At 69.7% G+C, this 18069-nt stretch carries 15 protein-coding genes; 11 read left to right on the plus strand and 4 right to left on the minus strand.

Translation table 11 applies throughout. The features are described 5' to 3' along the window. Window positions 1–177: 177 nt before the first annotated feature. From ACFY5A_RS06960 to ACFY5A_RS06980, 5 genes are all read left to right on the plus strand, one after another. Complete coding sequence (locus ACFY5A_RS06960) at window positions 178–1083, plus strand: carbohydrate ABC transporter permease (protein WP_387232641.1); 906 nt, start codon at window positions 178–180, stop codon at window positions 1081–1083. Between the two features lie 6 nt (window positions 1084–1089). Further along, window positions 1090–1941, plus strand: a complete 852-nt coding sequence (locus ACFY5A_RS06965; protein ID WP_341940550.1) for a carbohydrate ABC transporter permease — start codon at window positions 1090–1092, stop codon at window positions 1939–1941. Next, window positions 1938–4091, plus strand: coding sequence for a family 43 glycosylhydrolase (locus ACFY5A_RS06970; RefSeq protein WP_387232644.1), 2154 nt, complete (start codon window positions 1938–1940; stop codon window positions 4089–4091). The genes ACFY5A_RS06965 and ACFY5A_RS06970 overlap by 4 nt, the downstream gene beginning before the upstream one ends. A gap of 46 nt (window positions 4092–4137) precedes the next feature. After that, window positions 4138–6522 (plus strand): family 16 glycoside hydrolase, encoded by a 2385-nt coding sequence (locus ACFY5A_RS06975; RefSeq protein ID WP_341940548.1) that lies wholly within the window; start codon window positions 4138–4140, stop codon window positions 6520–6522. Window positions 6523–6772: 250 nt separating this feature from the next. Continuing rightward, a complete protein-coding gene (locus ACFY5A_RS06980; protein ID WP_387232647.1) occupies window positions 6773–8968 on the plus strand; it encodes an RICIN domain-containing protein in 2196 nt (731 codons plus the stop codon). Window positions 8969–9121: 153 nt separating this feature from the next. On the opposite strand, the gene ACFY5A_RS06985 is transcribed toward ACFY5A_RS06980, so the two are convergent. Together ACFY5A_RS06985 and soxR are read right to left on the minus strand one after the other, a co-directional pair. Then, entirely contained in the window at window positions 9122–10360 is a 1239-nt protein-coding gene (locus tag ACFY5A_RS06985; protein ID WP_387232650.1) for an amidohydrolase, read from the minus strand. A 58-nt stretch (window positions 10361–10418) separates the two neighbouring features. Next, window positions 10419–10889 (minus strand): redox-sensitive transcriptional activator SoxR, encoded by a 471-nt coding sequence (gene soxR, locus ACFY5A_RS06990; RefSeq protein ID WP_387232653.1) that lies wholly within the window; start codon window positions 10887–10889, stop codon window positions 10419–10421. 108 nt (window positions 10890–10997) lie between these two features. Here soxR and ACFY5A_RS06995 point away from each other — a divergent pair, with 108 nt between their 5' ends. From ACFY5A_RS06995 to ACFY5A_RS07015, 5 genes are all read left to right on the plus strand, one after another. Then, window positions 10998–11525, plus strand: coding sequence for a flavin reductase family protein (locus ACFY5A_RS06995; RefSeq protein WP_387232656.1), 528 nt, complete (start codon window positions 10998–11000; stop codon window positions 11523–11525). 29 nt (window positions 11526–11554) lie between these two features. Further along, window positions 11555–12184, plus strand: coding sequence for a superoxide dismutase (locus ACFY5A_RS07000; protein ID WP_387232659.1), 630 nt, complete (start codon window positions 11555–11557; stop codon window positions 12182–12184). Between the two features lie 103 nt (window positions 12185–12287). After that, window positions 12288–12716 carry a DUF6855 family protein gene (locus tag ACFY5A_RS07005; RefSeq protein ID WP_387232662.1) on the plus strand — a complete coding sequence of 143 codons (429 nt, stop codon included), beginning with the start codon at window positions 12288–12290 and terminating at the stop codon, window positions 12714–12716. 109 nt (window positions 12717–12825) lie between these two features. Further along, window positions 12826–14142 (plus strand): Na+/H+ antiporter NhaA, encoded by a 1317-nt coding sequence (gene nhaA / locus ACFY5A_RS07010; protein WP_341940541.1) that lies wholly within the window; start codon window positions 12826–12828, stop codon window positions 14140–14142. Window positions 14143–14191: 49 nt separating this feature from the next. Next, on the plus strand, window positions 14192–15403 hold the full coding sequence (locus ACFY5A_RS07015) for an MFS transporter (protein WP_341940540.1): 1212 nt from the start codon (window positions 14192–14194) through the stop codon (window positions 15401–15403). 21 nt (window positions 15404–15424) lie between these two features. On the opposite strand, the gene ACFY5A_RS07020 is transcribed toward ACFY5A_RS07015, so the two are convergent. After that, window positions 15425–15829, minus strand: a complete 405-nt coding sequence (locus ACFY5A_RS07020) for an arsenate reductase ArsC (protein ID WP_105673201.1) — start codon at window positions 15827–15829, stop codon at window positions 15425–15427. A gap of 22 nt (window positions 15830–15851) precedes the next feature. Next, the gene (locus tag ACFY5A_RS07025; RefSeq protein WP_341940539.1) at window positions 15852–16142 is read right to left on the minus strand and encodes a metal-sensitive transcriptional regulator; all 291 of its coding nucleotides are present in this window, start codon (window positions 16140–16142) and stop codon (window positions 15852–15854) included. A 251-nt stretch (window positions 16143–16393) separates the two neighbouring features. Here ACFY5A_RS07025 and ACFY5A_RS07030 point away from each other — a divergent pair, with 251 nt between their 5' ends. Continuing rightward, window positions 16394–18058: an FAD-dependent oxidoreductase gene (locus ACFY5A_RS07030; RefSeq protein ID WP_387232667.1), complete on the plus strand. Its 1665-nt coding sequence runs from the start codon at window positions 16394–16396 to the stop codon at window positions 18056–18058. Window positions 18059–18069: the final 11 nt, after the last annotated feature.

An 18069-nucleotide genomic window follows, 5' to 3' on the forward strand; every position in this document is an offset into this window, starting at 1 on the left:
CCCTTGTCTGGGTTGTGTGTTAACTAATTGGGGGGTGGGTACCAGGGCATCCCGAATTTTGCGACCCCTATTGGGGGGGGGGGGGGGGGGGGGGGGGGGGGGGGTACGGCTTGGGGGTGGGGGGGGGGGGGGGGGGGCCCCCCCCCCCCCCCCACCCCTCACAAGAGAGGCCCGCCCATGACGGCACCCAGGAGAGCGTCCAGACAGGCGCGCCATGAGCGCACCTGGAGCGTCGTCTTCGTCGCGCCGATCACCCTGCAGCTGCTGCTGTTCTTCGTCGTCCCCGTCTCGGTCGCCGTCTACGCCGGCTTCACCGACTGGAACGTGCTGAGCGGCGAGCAGCACTTCGTCGGAGTCGACAACTTCACGGCGTTCCTCTCCGACCGCAAGTTCTGGATCGCCTCGGGCAACACCCTCTTCATGCTGCTGCCGATCCCGTTCTACCTCGCGTTCGGGCTGTTCTTCGCGATCGCCAGCCACCGCCGCACCCCCGGCAACAAGGTCTTCCGGGTGCTCTACTTCCTGCCCTACGTGTCGTCGATCGTCGCGCTCGTGGTGATGTGGAAGTGGCTCTTCAACTACCAGTTCGGTCCCATCAATCAGGGGCTCAGCGACTGGTTCGGCATCCGCGGGCCCGACTGGCTGGGAGACCCCGCCTGGATCAAGGTCACGATCGTGATCATGATCGTGTGGAAGATGATCGGCATCACGTCGATCTACTACCTCGCCGCCCTCAACAACATCCCCGACAGCTACTACGAGGCCGCGCGGCTCGACGGGGCATCCGGCATCCGGACGTTCTTCTCGATCACCCTGCCGATGCTCTCTCCCGTGACCTTCTTCCTGATCGTGGTCGGCATCGTCGGCTCACTGCAGACCTTCGTCGAGGTGCAGCTGTTCACCAAGAACGGCGGGCCGAACTACAGCGCGGCCACCATCACCTACTACATCTGGGAGAAGGCCTTCGCCTCGAATCAGATGGGCTACGCCTCGGCCGTCGCGGTGTTCTTCGCGCTCGTCATCCTCGTCATCACACTGATCCAGTTCCGGGTGTCCCGGCGCTGGGTGCACACGGAGGACTGAACCGACATGGCCACTCTGCGAACCCTCACGGCGCGACGTCGCGCGACGACCGTCGTCTTCTTCGTGCTCGTCCTGCTCGGGGCGCTCACCATGGTGCTGCCGTTCCTGTGGATGGTGTCGACCTCGCTCAAGGAGTCGAAGATGGTCTTCGAGTTCCCGCCGCAGTGGATCCCCGACCCGTTCGACTTCTCGCACTACGTCGACGTGTGGAACGTGGTGCCCCTCGCCTCGGGCCTGCTGAACAGCGCCATCGTCACGCTGCTCGTCGTGGCGATCGGCACCTTCTCGACCACCATGGCGGCGTTCGCGTTCGCCAAGCTGAGCTTCCCGCTCAAGGGGCTGCTGTTCACCCTGCTGCTGGCGACCATGATGGTGCCGGTCATCGTCACGCTCATCCCGCAGTTCCTCGTCTACGCGGAGGTCGGCTGGATCGACACCCTGCTGCCGCTCATCGTGCCGGGCACCCTCGGCAACGTGCTCATGCTGTTCTTCCTGCGGCAGTACATGATGGGACTCTCCACCGAGCTGCTCGACGCCGCCAAGCTCGACGGAGCGGGGTACTTCCGCATCTACTGGAGCGTCTTCCTCCCGCTGTGCCGACCGGCGATCGCCGCCAACGTGATCATCGTCTTCATGGCGACCTGGAACGACTACCTCGGTCCGCTCATCTTCACCAACTCGCCCGACAAGTCGACCGTGCAGCTCGTGGTCGCCTCGCTCACCGGCTACTACGCCGAGCAGACCGACTTCCCGATGGTGATGGCGGCGTCCGTCATCGCCGTGCTCCCCGTGGTCGTGCTGTTCAGCCTCATGCAGCGGCACTTCGTCGACTCGTTCGCGATCAGCGGGATCAAGTGACCGTGGCCGTCTACGAGAACCCGATCGCCCGCGACGGCGACTATGCCGACCCCTTCGTGCTCCGCCATGACGGCCGCTACTACCTCTACTCGACGACCCCGCAGGTGGACTGCTGGAGCTCCGACGACCTCCTGCACTGGGCGCCGGAGGGGCCGACGATCGCGCCGGACGTCTTCCCCGGGCTGGTCCCGTTCGCGCCGGAGGTGGTCTACGCCGACGGGGAGTTCCACATGTACACCTCGCCGTCCGGTCAAGGACACCACGTGCTGCGGAGCGAGAGCCCCACCGGTCCGTTCGTCGACGTGAGCGGGAACGTCGGGCACGCGATCGACGGCAACGTGCTCATCGACGATGACGGTCGCCGGTACTTCTACTGGGCGGGCGACGAGGGCATCTGGGGGTGCGAGATGCCCTCGCCGACCGAGTTCGGGGAGCCCGTGCTCACCGGCATCCACATGAACGGCTGGACCGAGGGTCCCTTCGTGGCGAAGCGCGACGGCAGGTACCACATGACGCTCACGGGCAACCACTACCTGAGCGCCGGCTACCGGATCGACGCGGCGTCGAGCGATCATCCGCTCACCGGGTGGAGTCCGGGGCCGCTGAATCCGCTGGTGGTCAGCACCGACCCGGAGTACACCGGGCTCGGGCACAGCTGCAGCATCGTGGGCCCCGACCTGGTGTCGACGTACCTCGTGTTCCACAACATGAACCCCGACCTGACCCGGCATCTGAACATCGACCGTCAGGTGTGGGGCGGCGGTCGGCTGCTCGTGCTCGGGCCGTCGCGCGAGGCCCCCGCCCCCGCGGAGCCGACGCACCGCTGCGCCTGGAACGACGGCGACGCCGCGTCCTGGGAGGTCGAGGGAGGGATGCTGGCCGCCGGTCATCGTTCCGCCGTGCTGACCGGCGCGCTGGACGCCGCTGCGCTCTGGCGCATCGGGGCCGTGCCCGCGCTCACCGCCGAGGTGTCGCTGACGGTGTTCGATGCCGCCGAGCACGGAGTGATGCTCGAGACGGAGGACGGCCGTCGGATCGTGGTCGGGATCGATCGGGACGCGCATCGCGTGCACGCGATCGACGGCGGGGAGCCGGTAGGGAATGCACCGCTCCCGCCAGGCTTCGCGCACGCCGCGCTGCACACGTGGAGGATCGTCGCCGACCACGACCGCATCGAGGTCTTCCTCGACGGACGGCGTCAGCCGCTGGAGCTTGCGCCGCTCGACGCCCCCGCCCTCGTCGGCGTGCATGCGCGGGGCGGCGGCGTGCGCATCGGCCACGTCGCCCTCACCGACACCACTCCCGATGAGTCCGATCGCCGGGCCGTCGTCCCGGTGCCGGGGAGGCTCTGGGCCGCGCTCACGCCCGACGCCCCGTCGACGCAGGGCGAGAGCCTCGCGCTCGCCGCAGGGGAGTCCGCCGGCTACCGCCTGCACGCCGCGCGTGGGGGCGCGTTCTCCCTGCAGCTCGCGGGGGTGTTCTCCGCCGGAGACGTCATCGGGGTGGATGCCGGAGGGGAGAGCACCCGCGTTCCGGTGCGGCACGACGGTCACGTCGTGACGACGGAGATCCGCCTCACGCACGGGGAGAACCCGCTGCGGATCTCCGCCGTGGCAGGCAGGCCCGTCATCGAGCTGATCACGGTCTCGCCGGGACTCGGCGATGGTGACGCGGGCCCGGTCGACGGCGCGCTCTCGGGCTACGGCAAGGCCCTCCTCGATCCGACCCCGCGCGCGGACGTCGACATCGAGGCGGCGCTCGTGTTCACGGCGACCGAGAGCGGCGGACACGGAGACCTCCTGGTGAGGGCGAGCGCCCTCTCCGAGGGGGGAGAGGGCGCAGACACCCGACTCGGCGTGAACTTCCTGCTCGGGTACTCCGTGCAGCTGCACGTCGACCGGGTGGTGCTGGCCCGGCACGACTACGACGAGCGCATCCTCGCCTCCGCAGCGGCGGACATCGATTCCGAGGTGCCGCACCGTGTCGTCGTGAGGCTGCGCGGAGAGCGCATCGCCGTCGAACTCGACGGCGTGCCGATCATCGACGTCGCGGACGTCCTCCCTCACGCCACGGGCGCCACCGGCATCCGTGCGGCGGGCGGAAATCTCCGCGTAGAAGGGCTCGTGGTGCGCGGGATCGCGCACACCTAGACCGGGACGGCGAACGTCCGTCTCGACGAAGAGAAGGAGCAGCGTCATGCAGAGATCATCCACGGGGCGGCGACGACCCTCCCGTCTGACGGCCGTCCTCGCGGCGGCGGTGCTGGGGGCGGCGGGCTTGGTGGCCCTCCCCACGGCGGCTTCGGCCTCACCGGGTTCGGTGGTCGCAGCGCCGTCGTCGCCGAGCGGCGCGGAGAACAACGACTACCCGCGCATCATCCGGCTGGGCGCCAGCGCAGACCAGAGCCGGCGGGGTGACCTGCTGGTGATGTACAGCGTCAACGACACCGGCGTGCGCACCCACTCCGTCGTCAAGCGGAGCACCGACGGCGGCCAGACCTGGTCGACGCTGAGCACCCTCTACTCGCCGACCGCCGGGTGGGGCATCTACTTCGGATCGATGTACGAGCTGCCGCAGGCAGCCGGAGGTCTGCCCGCCGGCACGATCATCGCCGCGGGCAACGCCTGGGACAACGTGAACTGGTCGAATCAGGAGGTGCAGACCTTCATCAGCACCGACTACGGAGCCACCTGGATCCGCCGCGGCAACTGCGTGACGAAGTCGGGGGCGCCCAACCAGGTGTCCACGGGCCTGTGGGAGCCGGAGATCGTGCTGAACGCCAACGGCGACCTCGCCTGCCATTTCTCCGATGAGCGTCTGCGCTCCTCCGGCTACAGCCAGAAGCTCGTGATGACGACGTCGTCCGACGGCGGCGCGACCTGGGGCAGCCAGACGGACGTCGTCGCGGTGGGGGACAGCAGCTCGCGCCCCGGCATGCCGATCGTGCGGAAGCTGCCCAACGGCACCTACGCGCTGGGCTACGAGCTGTGCCGCGACTCGGTGGGCAACGCCGACCAGACCTGTCGCGTCTACCTGAAGACCTCGCCGGACGGAGCCTCGTGGGGGTCGGCGACCGACCTCGGCACCCTCGTGCAGACGGCGGACGGCCGTCAGCTGCTGCACACCCCCGCACTCGCGTGGAGTCCGGCCGGAGGTCCGAACGGCACCCTCATCATGTCCGGCCAGCGGGTCGTCACGGGGGCGGACGGTCCGACGACGGTCGTCAAGCCCGAGTCGGGACGCGTGGTGTTCACCAACACCAACCTCGGCGTCGGCGCCTGGGAGGCGGTATCGGCGCCGATGACGATCGACCCCACCGGCGACTACAACAACGGACCGGGCAAGCACTGCGCCAACTACAGCCCGAGCATCGTGCCGACGGCATCCGGGTCGGCGATCATGATGGTCTCCCCCAAGTTCGTCGCCGGGTCGACCACGAGGTGCGACGTGCGGTTCGGCACCGGCCCGGTGGGCGCTCTTCCCCTCTATGCGCCGTTCGACTCCGGCAACGACATGGGCTGGTCCACGTACGGCGGCGCATGGTCGGTGAGCGGCGGGGTCTACTCCCAGGCCGGAGCCTCCAGCGGACCGAAGTCCCTGGTGGGCTCGACGGGATGGACCGACGTGACGCTCGACACCGACATCCGCCTCGACACCACCGGTCAGGCCGGCGTGCTGCTGCGCACCCGCGCACCAGCGGTCGGCGCCGACGCGCACGCGGGGTACTACGTCGGCGTCGAGACCAACGGCACGATCTTCATCGGCAAGCAGAACAACAACTGGACCTCACTCGCCCTGCAGAACGTGACCGGCGGCGTGAGCGCCGGCACCTGGTACCACCTCACGGCGAGCATCGTCGGCTGCACGATCACCGCCACGATCAAGCCCGACAACGGCACGGCATCCACCACGGCGACCGCGACCGACGCCGGATGCTTCGCCTCGGGTCAGGCGGGGGTGCGCACGCACCTGAGCTCGGCGTCGTTCCGCAACCTCCAGGTCACCCAGGCCGGCGCGTCGACGGCGGCCGCCTACGCCGACTCGTGGGCATCCGGCGCCTCGACGGGGTGGACGGGGTACGGCGGCAGCTGGTCGACGATCGCCGGCGGCATCGAACGTCAGTCGGCATCCGCGACCGACGGTCCGAAGTTCGCGTCTCCGATCGCCGGTGACGCGTACACGGTGTCGTCCGACGTGCGGCTCACGTCGCTGACCGCGCCGAGCGGAAACGCCGGCGTGCTCGCGCGGATGACCTCTCCCGGAGTCGGCCCCGATGCGTACACGGGCTACTTCGCCGGCGTCGACGGCAGCACCGGACGGCTGTCGCTCGGCAAGGCGAACGGGTCGTGGACGCCGCTCGCCGACACCGGGGTGCCCGGCGGCGTGCAGGTGAACTCCTGGTACCGGGTCACGCTCCGCACCTCGGGCTGCACCATCACCGCGACGGGGCAGCGCACCTCGTCGTGGGACCAGGCCAGGGTGTCGGTGACGGATCCGTCGTGCGCGACCGGTGGAACCGCCGGAGTCCGCGCGATGCTCGCCGCGGCCGACTTCAGGGAGTTCCTGGTCTCGAAGGGCTGACGACAGGCATCCGCTCTTCGGGTGATCCCCCGTTTCTCGGACGATCCGCGCAGGATCGTCCGAGAAACGGGCATCCGTCCGATAAACGCATGGATGCCGGACGGATGCCGCGCCCTCACAGGTGCCGTCACGGCGGGTGTTCGAGAAACTGTTTGCGCTTAGCCTTTCTCAAACATTGACACAGTCCAAAAACAGCGAGAAGATCGCGCTCTCAGTGGTAACGCAAACATTCAACGGAGAGTGGGACACGATGGCGTGGACAAGACGACTTTCACTGATCGCAGCCGCGGGTGCGAGCATTCTGCTGGCGGGCCTCGCGTCCGTGCCGGCGGGCGCGGCCGTGACCGGGACGTACAAGGTGACGGTGGGCAGCACCGGCACCTGGACGAAGCCGGATGACACCCCGGCCGCGAGCTACATCGACAAGGACGGCACCTACTACTTCCAACAGGCGCACGCCCTCTACGGTGCGACACAGGAGCGACGATGGTCGTTCTACACCGGCACGAACATGGACACCGCGACCCTGTCGAGCGCGCTGACCGACTCGGTGAATCCGGCCAACGCGAACGACTCGAACAAGGACACCACCTGGCGCTGCAACAACAGCCCCACCGGACTCGTGTCCTCGTACGCGCCGAGCACGACCACGTACTCCCAGCGCAACTTCTGCGACCTCGCCGGGGTCTGGGTCGATCCGGACTCGGGCGACTGGTACGGCCTCGTGCACAACGAGTTCACCCCGCAGCCCTACGGCGACGGCATCCACTTCGACGGCATCGACCTCGCCGTGTCGAGGGATCAGGGCAGGACCTGGACCATCAGCGACCGGATCATCACCTCGCCGTTCGGAACCACACGCGGCAGCAGCACGGACTTCCCGCAGCAGACCTACCACTACGGAGACGGCGACCCCCGGCTCGTCGTGGATGCCGCGTCCGGCTACTTCTACGTCTTCTACGGCTCGCGGATCGTGAACAAGAACGGCAGCTGGGCGGCATTCCATGCGCACGTCGCTCGCGCCCCCATCTCCGGAAAGATGGCCCCGAGCAGCTGGCAGAAGTGGTACGACGGCCAGTGGTCGCAGCCGGGCATCGGCGGCAAGGAGAGCAACATGGTGCCGGTGACGACCTCGAACGCCAACGGGTACACGCCCGTCGGCGCCGAGTACTCGCCGTCGACCCCCGGCACGGTGGCCCAGCAGGTCGCCGCGGGCACGACTCCGCCGACCTCTCCGCTCTTCGTGATGGACGTGGCCTGGAACGCCTACCTCGGCCTCTGGATCGGCGAGCCGCAGGCCGTCGATCAGAGCGGCAACGCCCCGCAGCAGATCTACGCGACCGACGACCTGTCCTCGCAGAAGTGGACCCTGATCGGAGACACCGGGGCGTATCACACGGCATCCTGGTACCGCTGGTTCCTCGATCCCGTGAGCAAGACCAGCTCGGCCATCGTCGGCAAGGACTTCCGGATGTACTGCTCGTTCGGATGCTCCGGCGGCAAGTCGGGTGAGTACGTCAACGTCTCGCTCGGCGGTACGGTCGCGACCCCCGTCGACACGACGAAGACCTACCGCATCGGCTCGGGAGGACGGATGCTGGTGCAGTCGACCGCTGACACGAGCGTGACCTCCGCGACGGCTGACAACGGCCGGGCGACCTGGAGGTTCTCGCCGACGGGAGACGGGGCGTTCACCGTCGCGAACGACGCAACGGGCGCCCTGCTCGGGGTGTCGTCGCAGTCGCCGGCCGGACGCGCCTGGGGCGCCCCGCTCACGGCCGTGGCCGCGGCATCCCCGTCTGCGGGTCGGCAGTGGTGGGTCGTGCAGAACCGCTCGGCCACGACGAATGCGCCGGACGGCACCGTCCGTCTGGTCAACCGCTACAGCGGACTCGTCATCTCGGTGTCCGCCACGACCGGACGCCTCGCCGAGACCACCCCGGTCCGCAGCTGGACAGCCGCCGGAACCGCGGTCGGAGGCACCCGCAGCGTCGCAGAGCAGACGCTCTCCCTGACCCCGGTCGCGTCGACGGGAGCGCTCGACGGCATCCGCACCATCGGTTCGGGCGGGAAGTCCATCGACAACCCCAACCACAGCACCACGGCCGGAACGCAGCTGGTGATCTGGACGAGCAACACGGGAGCGAACCAGAAGTGGCAGTTCACCCGGCAGGCCGACGGCTCGTACGAGGTGAAGAACGTCGAGTCGGGGATGTGCGCCGACGTCGACGGAGGGTCGGTCGCCGCGGGGGCCAAGATCATCCAGTGGACCTGCAGCGGCGGGACGAACCAGCGCTGGACCGCGGCCGCCCAGTCCGACGGCACGTACACGCTCACGTCGGTGAAGAGCGGGCTCCTGCTCACCGCGACGGCGTCGACGAACGGCACGTGGCTGACTCAGCAGGCCGTGTCGGCGAGCGCCGTGCAGAAGTGGCAGATCCAGTAGCCGGATGACGCGACGGGCGTGTCGTCGCGCTGGGCGAGAGCGCGACGACACGTCCCCCGTCCGATCGTTGAGCGAGGAGCGCAGCGACGAGACGAAACGGGGTGCGGCGTTTCGTCTCGCTTCGCTCGCTCAACGACCGGGCGGGGAGACCGTTCAGCCCAGGAACTCGCGCGCCGCCGTCGACAGGGCGGTGACGCCGACCTCGATGGTCGGGTGGATCTCGGGGGCGAAGTAGGGCGAGTGATTGGTCGGGATGTCCTCGGCCACACGTCCGGCGGCGTTCGCCGCGGCGAACTTCGTCGGATCGGCGCCACCCCAGAACCAGAACACCAGCGGGACTCCGGCATCCCTCGCGAACCACGAGACGTCCTCGCTGCCGGTGAACATGCCGGGGTCGATGACCGACGCCTCGCCGAGCACCCGCTGCAGCGCGGCGGTCACACGCGCCGTGGCCTCCTCGTCGTTGATCGTGGCGGGCAGCGTGTGGTCGGTGCGGATCTCCGGCTCGCGCTCGGCGCCGGATGCCGCGGCCTCGGCGCGCACGATGCGCTCGACGCTGGCGAGCACCTTCTCCCGCGCGTCCTCGTCCGGGTAGCGCAGGCTGAGTTCGAGCTTCGCCTCTGCGGGGATGATGTTGTTCTTCAGGCCGGCGTGGATCGAGCCGACCGTCACGACCGCGACGCCCTGGGGGTCGATCTCGCGCGAGGTGATGGTCTGCAGCCGCATGACGGTCGCGGCCGCCATGACGACGGGGTCGATCGTCGCGTGCGGGCGGGAGCCGTGGCCTCCGCGCCCGTGCAGGGTCACGGTGAGGCCGTCGGATGCCGCCATCTGGGTGCCGCCGCGCACGCCGATGATCCCGGCGGGGAGCGGGGTGACGTGCTGTCCGAGCACGATGTCGGGCTTCGGGTAGCGGTCGAGGATGCCGGCGTCCAGCATGGCGCGCGCCCCTGCTCCGTACTCCTCGGCGGGCTGGATGAGCACGACGAGGGTGCCGCTCCAGTCGGCGCGCTCGGCGACGAGCTTCTCGACCGCGCCGATCATGGCCGTCACGTGCATGTCGTGGCCGCACGCGTGCATGACGGGGACGGTCGTGCCCGCGGGGTCGACGCCCTTCGCCGTGCTCGCGTACGCCAGTCCGGTCTGCTCCTCGACGGGCAGGGCGTCCATGTCGGCCCGGATCCAGACGACGGGGCCGTCTCCGGACTCCCCTGAGCCTGACGAGGGGTTGCGCAGCACGCCGACGACGCCTGTGACGCCGACGCCCTCCTCGACCTCGAGGCCGAGATCTCGAAGGTGCTGCGCCGCGATGCCGGCGGTGCGGGTCTCCTGGAACGACAGCTCAGGATGCTGGTGCAGGTCGATGTAGAGCGCTTCGAGGTCGATCGTCATGGCCCGAGCCTACCGGCGGGTCGGGTGCGCTCGACGGCGCCCGGGGCGAGCGTCGAGCTCAGTCCTCGCGCAGGCGCTGGGGGCCGGCGCCCTGGCTGCCGAGGGCGTCGTCGGGGTTCAGCAGCCCGCAGGCCTTCATGGACAGGCAGCCGCAGCCGATGCATCCGGTGAGTTCGCGTTCGAGCCGTTCGATGCCTTCGCGGCGCTTCTCCAGCTCGCGCTTCCAGCGGCGTGAGGCGCGCTGCCAGTCGGCGTGGCTCGGCGTCTGCGTGAGGGGCACGTCGGCGAACGCCTCCTGCACGTCGGAGAGGGGGATGCCGAGGCGCTTCGCCACGGTGATGAGGGAGACGCGACGGAGCATGTGCCTGGCGTAGCGGCGCTGGTTGCCGGAGGTGCGGGTGGAGGCGATGAGTCCGAGGCCCTCGTAGAAGTGCAGCGCGGAGGGGGCGACGCCCGTGCGTCTGCTCATCTCGCCGATCGTCAGAGGCTCGTCGGGGCCGTGCGGCGTGCGGTCCGTGTCTGCGCTCATCGGGGCGTCCTTCGCTCGATTTGACCTCAAGTGTACTTGAGGTCTTAGCGTTGCAGATGTGACCCGAACACGAGAAGCACGCGCCCCGCATCGGACGGTGCGCGCCCGATGACGATGAACGACACGCGACCGGCGGCCCCGGTCCCCACCGAGGTCGGCGAGGGCCTCAAAGCCGCTTTCCGACAGCATCCGGCCGGCGTCGCGATCATCACCGCGGCGAGCCCCGCCGGGCCCGTCGGCCTGACCGCGTCGAGCGTCGCCTCCGTCGCCGTCGACCCCGCCGCCATCGTGTTCTCGGTGACCAGGGCGACCGGCAGCGCGGGGGCGATCCTCGCGGCCGACGGCTTCGTCGTCCACCTCGTCGACGACGAGCACTCCGCCCTGGCGCAGAGCTTCGCCGTGAGCGGGTCGGAGCGGTTCACCCCCGAGCAGGGATGGCGCACGCTCCCGACCGGGGAGCCGTACCTTCCGGAGGCGAGGGTCGCCCTGCGCTGCCGTCCGATCCAGAGCGTCCCCGTCGGCTCCTCCACCGTCGTCATCGCCGAGGTGCTCGAGGTGCGGCACGGCCGCCCAGGGCGTCCGCTCGTCTACGTCGACCGTCGATTCCACGCGCTGCCACCCGGCGGCGAGCACTGACCCCCGAACCTCCATCGAAAGGAAGACGCATGTCCGCTCCGTACACCCTCCCCGAACTGCCGTACGACTACTCGGCCCTCGAACCGCACATCTCCGGAACGATCATGGAGCTGCATCACTCCAAGCACCACCAGGCGTACGTCACCGGCGCGAACACCGCCCTGGAGCAGCTCGCCGCCGCACGCGAGACGGGTGACCTCTCCGCCGTGAACAAGCTCGAGAAGGACCTCGCCTTCAACCTCGGCGGCCACATCAACCACTCGGTGTTCTGGGAGAACCTCTCGCCCGACGGCGGCGGCTCCCCCGAGGGCGAGCTCGCCGCCGCCCTCGACGACGCGTTCGGCTCGCACGACGCCTTCCGCGCGCACTTCACGGCCACCGCGCTCGGCGTGCAGGGCTCCGGTTGGGCCGTGCTCGCCTGGGACGGCGTCGGCGCGCGTCCGGTGATCTTCCAGCTCTTCGACCAGCAGGGCAACGCGCCCCTCGGCGTCACCCCGCTGCTGCAGCTCGACGTCTGGGAGCACGCCTACTACCTCGACTACCGCAACGTGCGCGCCGACTACGTCACGGCGTTCTGGGAGATCGTGAACTGGCCCGACGTGCAGCGCCGGTTCCAGCGCGCGCAGGAGGCGACGAAGGGGCTCATCGTCGCGAAGTGACGGATTCCCTCCGGATGCTGCCGCCGCAGCGGTCCGGAGGAGCACAATGTACTGCCGGGGGTCCGTCCGATCCCCGGCAGTACGCCGTCGAGAGGAATCGCGCATGACAGAGCAGCACTGGTCCGGTACGGGCACGGCATCCGACCCGTGGCGGCTGAAGACCGCTCCGCTCTCGTCGGAGTACATGATCCATCGCGACGACGAGTCCGATCCCGCGCTCCTCGTGTGCCAGGTCGGTTCCACGAAGCTGACGTACCTCGCCCGTGCGGTCGACGACCTGCACGCCGAGCTGCTGCGCCGCGGAGACTGGGTCGCGCTGGGGGCAGCGGACGAGAAGAAGGATGCCGCGCCCGACACGGTCGAGGCGTGGGGTCGCTCCGCCGACAACCCGGTGGGCGGCTGGTACGGGCAGCGCAAGGGGTACCGGGGCCGGTTCGGCATGTACGTGCCTCCGCTCCTCGAAGCGCTCGGGCTCGTCGAGCTGGAGCACAACCCGCGCAACAACAGGGTGCGCGCGCTTCCCTCCGCGTGATCGCCGCCGCATGACCTCCCAGGGAAGGCCGCGCGGCGCCCGGTAAGCTGGGCGGCGGAGAGTCGGGAAGCCTGGTCGACACATCGTTGTCGAGACCCCGGGAGATCCCATGACCATCCCTCCGCACGTCGCCCCTCAGACCTTCCCTGCGCGCGGCAGTCACCGCGAAGCCCGCCGCATCGGCGCGCTCCTGCGCAAGGAGAGCGTCGGGGGGATCCTGCTCGTCGTCATGGCGGGCATCGCCCTCGTATGGGCGAACTCGCCCTTCGCCGACGGGTACTTCGCCCTGCGGGACCTCGAGATCGGCTACGAGCCCTGGCACCTCAAGCTGAGCCTGGGCGCGTGGGCCGCCGACGGGCTGCTCGCGGTCTTCTTCTTCCTCGTGGGGCTCGAGCTCAAGCGCGAGTTCGTCGTCGGCGACCTCCGCGACGTGCGCACCGCGCTCGTGCCGGTGATCGCGGCCGTCGGCGGGGTCGTCGTTCCGGCCGTGATCTACCTCGCCGTGGTCGGCCCCGACCCCGTGCTGCTGCGCGGCTGGGCGATCCCCACGGCGACCGACATCGCCTTCGCCGTGGCGGTCCTCGCGATCATCGGCTCACACCTGCCGAGCGGGCTGAGGCTCTTCCTGCTCACCCTCGCGGTGGTCGACGACCTCATCGCGATCGTCATCATCGGCGTCTTCTACACCGACGACCTCAATCCGATGCCGCTGCCCGCCGCTCTCCTCGGACTCGCCCTCTACGCGGCGCTCGCGCAGCGCCGCCGCGGCTTCTTCCTCCGTCACCGGTTCGCGGCGTGGGTGGTCCTCCTCCCGATCGGCGTCGCGGTCTGGGCGTTCGTGCACGCCTCCGGCATCCACGCGACGATCGCCGGCGTGGCGCTGGCCTTCATGATCCCGGTGAAGCCCGCAGACGGCTCCTCCGACGCCGGTCTCGCCGAGGAGTTCGAGCACCGGTTCCGCCCGCTCTCCGCGGGGTTCGCCGTGCCCGTCTTCGCGTTCTTCGCCGCCGGGGTCACGGTGGTGGGCGACGGCTTCGTGCAGACCGTGACCCATCCGGTGACCATCGCGATCGTCTGCGCTCTCGTCATCGGCAAGCCGCTCGGCATCGTCGCGGCCACCTGGATCACCACGACCGTGACGCGGAGCCGCCTGAGCGACGGACTGCGCTGGGTCGACCTCGTCGGGGTGGGGATGCTGGCCGGCATCGGGTTCACGGTGTCGCTGCTCATCGGCGAGCTGAGCTTCCCCGCGGGGGTCGCGCACGATGCGGCGAAGACGGCGATCCTCGGCGCCTCGGTGATCGCGGCGCTCGCGGCATCCGTCCTCCTCGGCCTGAGGAACCGCCGCTACCGTGCGATCTCCGAGAGGGAGGCTCTCGATGAGGACGGAGACGGCGTGCCCGACGTGTATCAGCAGGACGCCTGACGTCGGGGCGTCGCGGTCGTGGTGGCGCCGACTCTGATTGGATGGCGGGGTGCGCGACGTCGAGGGGGAGAGGGCCGATGGCGCCCGTGGCGCAGGCGTCGGAGCGCTCGTGTGGCTCGCCGTCGCCACGTTCTCGATGGGCATCGACGGCTACGTCCTCGCGGGCCTGCTCCCGCAGATCGCCGATGACCTGAGCGTCGGACCGGCGGCGGCAGGTCAGCTGATGGCGGTGTTCGCCCTGACGAGCGCCCTCGCCGGACCCGTGCTCGGCGCGATCACCGGAGGGTGGGAGCGCAAGGCGACGATCGTCGGCGCACTCGGGGTCTTCGTGATCGGCAACCTCGTCGTCGCGCTCGCCCCCACCTACGCGATCGCCATGACAGGGCGGGTGGTCTCGGCGCTCGGCGGCGCTCTGCTCAACGCCGTGATCAGCGCCTACGTGGTGGCGAAGACGCCTCCGGAGCGCCGAGGGCGCGCCCTCTCGCTCGTCCTCGGCGGGTGGCTGACCGCCACGGCGCTCGGCGTGCCCCTCGGCCTGCTGCTCGGGCAGAGCGACTGGCGGATTCCGCTGTTCCTCGTCGTCGCCGTCGGCTCGGCCGCGCTCGTCGGCATCCTGCTCCGGGTCCCGCGGCTGCGCCTGCCTCCGCGCTCGCTCCGGGAGACGCTGCAGCCGCTGCGGGAGCCGCGTCTTCTGGCCGCGCTCGTCGTGCCCGTCGGCATCATGTGCGCGAGCTACCTCTGCTTCACCTATGCGACGCTCATCGTGGGTCCGAGGGTGGGCGGCGGGCTCGTCATGGTCCTGGTGATGTTCTGCTACGGCCTGCTGAGCCTGGTCGGCAACGTGCTCACGGGCAGGCTCACCGACCGACGCCCGCCCGTGCAGGTCGTCACCGGCATCCTGGGGCTGCTCATCGCCTCCGCGCTGCTCGGCTCGCTCGGACTGCTGCTGCCCGGCGCGCTGGGCACGGTCGCCGCGATCGTGTGGTTCTTCGCGTGCGCGGTCGGCAACGGCGGCTCCGGCGTTCCGCTGCAGGCTCGCCTCAGCGCGATGGCTCCGGACTCGGCGGCGCTCGTCTTCGCCCTCAACGGCAGCGCGATGGCGCTGGGATCGGCGCTGGGCAGCGGCCTGGGCGGGGCTGCCCTGGAGATCGGCGTGGCCCCCGATCGGCTGCTGCTGATCTCGGCCGTCGTGCTGGCGGCGACGACGCTCGTGCACCTCGCGGTGGGGCCGAGGTCCGTCGCGTCGGCGCTGCGCGCCTGAGGCTCTCGGCGGCCGAGGCCGTCAGGCGAGGAGCTCTCCCGCGAGGGCCTCGATGCGGCGGCGGATCTCGTCGCGGATCGGCCGCACGGCGTCGATGCCCTGACCGGCCGGGTCGTCGAGAGCCCAGTCCTCGTAGCGCTTGCCGGGGAAGAACGGGCACGCGTCGCCGCATCCCATCGTGATGACCACGTCGGAGTCCTGCACCGCCTCGGTGGTGAGCACCTTCGGCGACTCCGCGGTGATGTCGATGCCCAGCTCGCCCATCGCCTCGACGGCGATCGGGTTGATCTGCTCGGCGGGCAGGGAGCCTGCCGAGCGGACCTCGATGCGGTCGCCCGCGATGTCGCGCAGGAAGCCGGCGGCCATCTGCGAGCGCCCGGCGTTGTGCACGCAGACGAACAGGACGGAGGGCACGGAGGCGGTCATGGAGTGGCTCCAGGGGTAGGACTCAAGCGAGTGAGAGGAAGAGCTTCTCGAGCTCGTTCAGGGACATCGTACCGTCGGCGAGGGCGTCGGCGTCGGCATCCTCCCCCTGTTCGCCGAGGCAGTCCTTCATCGCCGTGGCGATGATCTGGAACCCCGCCCGGTCGAGGGCCGAACTCACCGCGGAGAGCTGAGTGACGACGGTTCTGCAGTCCTCCTCACGTTCAACCGCACCGATCACCGCGGCGAGCTGACCCTGCGCGCGCTTGAGACGGTTGAGGATCTTCCGCTGCACCTCGGGATCTGTGCTGGTCATGCTCGCCTTTCGCTCGGTTGGACAGGTGCAACTATACCCCTTAGGGTATATCAGGAGATACCCATGGGGGTATAAGAGCGGAGAGGGATCATGTGTCGTCCAGTTGATTGCAAGACGTGCGGGAAGACGACCTGGGCAGGGTGCGGACAGCACGTCGACTCCGTACGACGCACGGTGCCCGCGTCCCAGTGGTGCGCTGGTCATGAGAAGGAGCAGCGTCAGGGCGGCCTCTTCTCCAGGCTGTTCCAGCGATGAGCGCGGAACGGGGGCTCAAGGTCGTCATCGTCGGCGGTGTAGCCGGAGGGATGTCGACGGCCGCTCGCCTCCGACGTCTCGACGAGACGGCGGATATCGTCGTCTTCGAGCGGGGACCCGAGGTGTCGTACGCCAACTGCGGGCTGCCCTACTTCGTCGGAGGGGTGATCGCCGATCGCGAGGCGCTGCTTCTGCAGACTCCCGAGTCGCTGCACCGGCGCTTCCGCCTTGACGTGCGGGTCGGTCACGAGGTGACCCGCATCGACACCGACCGCAGGGTCGTCGAGGTACTCGATCTCGCGAACGGAGCCACGATCGAGGAGGGCTACGACCTGCTCGTCCTCGCCGCCGGAGCCCGTCCGCGGCGCGACGAGCCGGCTGGCGGTGTTCCGATGCGCAGTCTCCGCACGGTCGAGGATGCCGTCGCGATCGAGGCCGCCGTCTCTCGTGCGGGGGTTCGTGTCGTCGTCGTGGGTGGCGGGTACACGGGTCTCGAAGCCGTCGAGAATCTCGTGGCACGCGAGGCGAAGGTCACCCTGGTGCAGCGAGGGGGACAGCTGCTGGCGCCTCTCGACCCGGAGATGGCCGCGCCCGTCATGGAGGCTGTGCGGAGTCGCGGCGTCGATGTGCGTCTCGGCGTCGAGGTGATCGCGGTGCACGACGACGCCGTCGAACTGAGCGACGGCTCTGTCGTCGAGGCGGAGTTCATCGTCGATGCGTCGGGTGTGGTGCCCGAGACTCGGCTCGCCGCCGACGCCGGCCTGCTCCTCGGCGAGACGGGCGGCATCAGCGTGGACGAGAACTGCCGGACGAGCGATCCGCATGTGTTCGCCGTGGGGGACGGGGTCGAGAAGGCGGAACTGATCGGCGGGGGTGCGGCGCTCATCACCATGGCAGGGCTGGCCAATCGGCACGGGCGGCTCGTCGCCGACGTGATCGCGGGGCGCGAAGAATCCGCGCGGCCCGCGATCGGGACGGGGATCGTGCAGGTCTTCGGTCTCGCGGCGGCGAAGACCGGGCGGAGCGAGAAGCAATTGCGTGCGGAGGGCCGCGACTTCTACGTCGTACACGTGCATCCCGGCTCGCACGCCGGATACTATCCGGGGGCCGAGACCCTGTCGATCAAGCTGCTCGCCGATCCGGCATCCGATCGTATCCTCGGCGCGCAGGTCGTGGGACGCGATGGCGTCGACAAGCGCATCGACGTCATCTCCACGGCGGTGCACGCCGGACTCGTCGCGTCGGAGCTCGCGCACCTCGAGCTCGCCTACGCGCCGCAGTTCGGCTCGGCGAAGGATGCCGTGAACATCCTCGGATACGTGGCCGAGAACACGAGGACGGGGACGACTCCCTCGGTGCAGTGGCACGAGCTTGCCGCCGCGCGCGAGGAGGGCGCGTCGCTCATCGACGTGCGAACACCGGCGGAGTTCGCGGCCGGCGCGATGCCCGGAGCGATCAACGTCCCCCTCGACGAACTGCGGGAGCGCCTCGGAGAGCTCCCGGCGGGCCCGCTCGTCGTGCACTGCCAGGTCGGCCTGCGCGGACACATCGCGACCCGCATGCTCCTCCAGCACGGTCGGGATGTGCGCAACCTCGATGGCGGGTATCGCACCTGGTCGGACGGGGTGAGGAGCGATCGGTCGGGGGCTTTCGCGTCATGAACGGCGGATGC

It is taken from the genome of Microbacterium sp. NPDC012755, from assembly GCF_042901325.1.
Taxonomy (GTDB): Bacteria; Actinomycetota; Actinomycetes; order Actinomycetales; family Microbacteriaceae; genus Microbacterium; species Microbacterium natoriense.

Excerpts from the sequence above, each read along its gene's own strand:
- ACFY5A_RS06960 (WP_387232641.1), top strand. The coding sequence starts at position 178 with ATGACGGCACCCAGGAGAGCGTCCAGACAGGCGCGCCATGAGCGCACC.
- ACFY5A_RS06965 (WP_341940550.1), top strand. The coding sequence starts at position 1,090 with ATGGCCACTCTGCGAACCCTCACGGCGCGACGTCGCGCGACGACCGTC.
- ACFY5A_RS06975 (WP_341940548.1), top strand. The coding sequence starts at position 4,138 with ATGCAGAGATCATCCACGGGGCGGCGACGACCCTCCCGTCTGACGGCC.
- ACFY5A_RS06980 (WP_387232647.1), top strand. The coding sequence starts at position 6,773 with ATGGCGTGGACAAGACGACTTTCACTGATCGCAGCCGCGGGTGCGAGC.
- ACFY5A_RS06985 (WP_387232650.1), bottom strand. The coding sequence starts at position 10,360 with ATGACGATCGACCTCGAAGCGCTCTACATCGACCTGCACCAGCATCCT.
- soxR (WP_387232653.1), bottom strand. The coding sequence starts at position 10,889 with ATGAGCGCAGACACGGACCGCACGCCGCACGGCCCCGACGAGCCTCTG.
- ACFY5A_RS06995 (WP_387232656.1), top strand. The coding sequence starts at position 10,998 with ATGACGATGAACGACACGCGACCGGCGGCCCCGGTCCCCACCGAGGTC.
- ACFY5A_RS07000 (WP_387232659.1), top strand. The coding sequence starts at position 11,555 with ATGTCCGCTCCGTACACCCTCCCCGAACTGCCGTACGACTACTCGGCC.
- ACFY5A_RS07005 (WP_387232662.1), top strand. The coding sequence starts at position 12,288 with ATGACAGAGCAGCACTGGTCCGGTACGGGCACGGCATCCGACCCGTGG.
- nhaA (WP_341940541.1), top strand. The coding sequence starts at position 12,826 with ATGACCATCCCTCCGCACGTCGCCCCTCAGACCTTCCCTGCGCGCGGC.
- ACFY5A_RS07020 (WP_105673201.1), bottom strand. The coding sequence starts at position 15,829 with ATGACCGCCTCCGTGCCCTCCGTCCTGTTCGTCTGCGTGCACAACGCC.
- ACFY5A_RS07025 (WP_341940539.1), bottom strand. The coding sequence starts at position 16,142 with ATGACCAGCACAGATCCCGAGGTGCAGCGGAAGATCCTCAACCGTCTC.
- ACFY5A_RS07030 (WP_387232667.1), top strand. The coding sequence starts at position 16,394 with ATGAGCGCGGAACGGGGGCTCAAGGTCGTCATCGTCGGCGGTGTAGCC.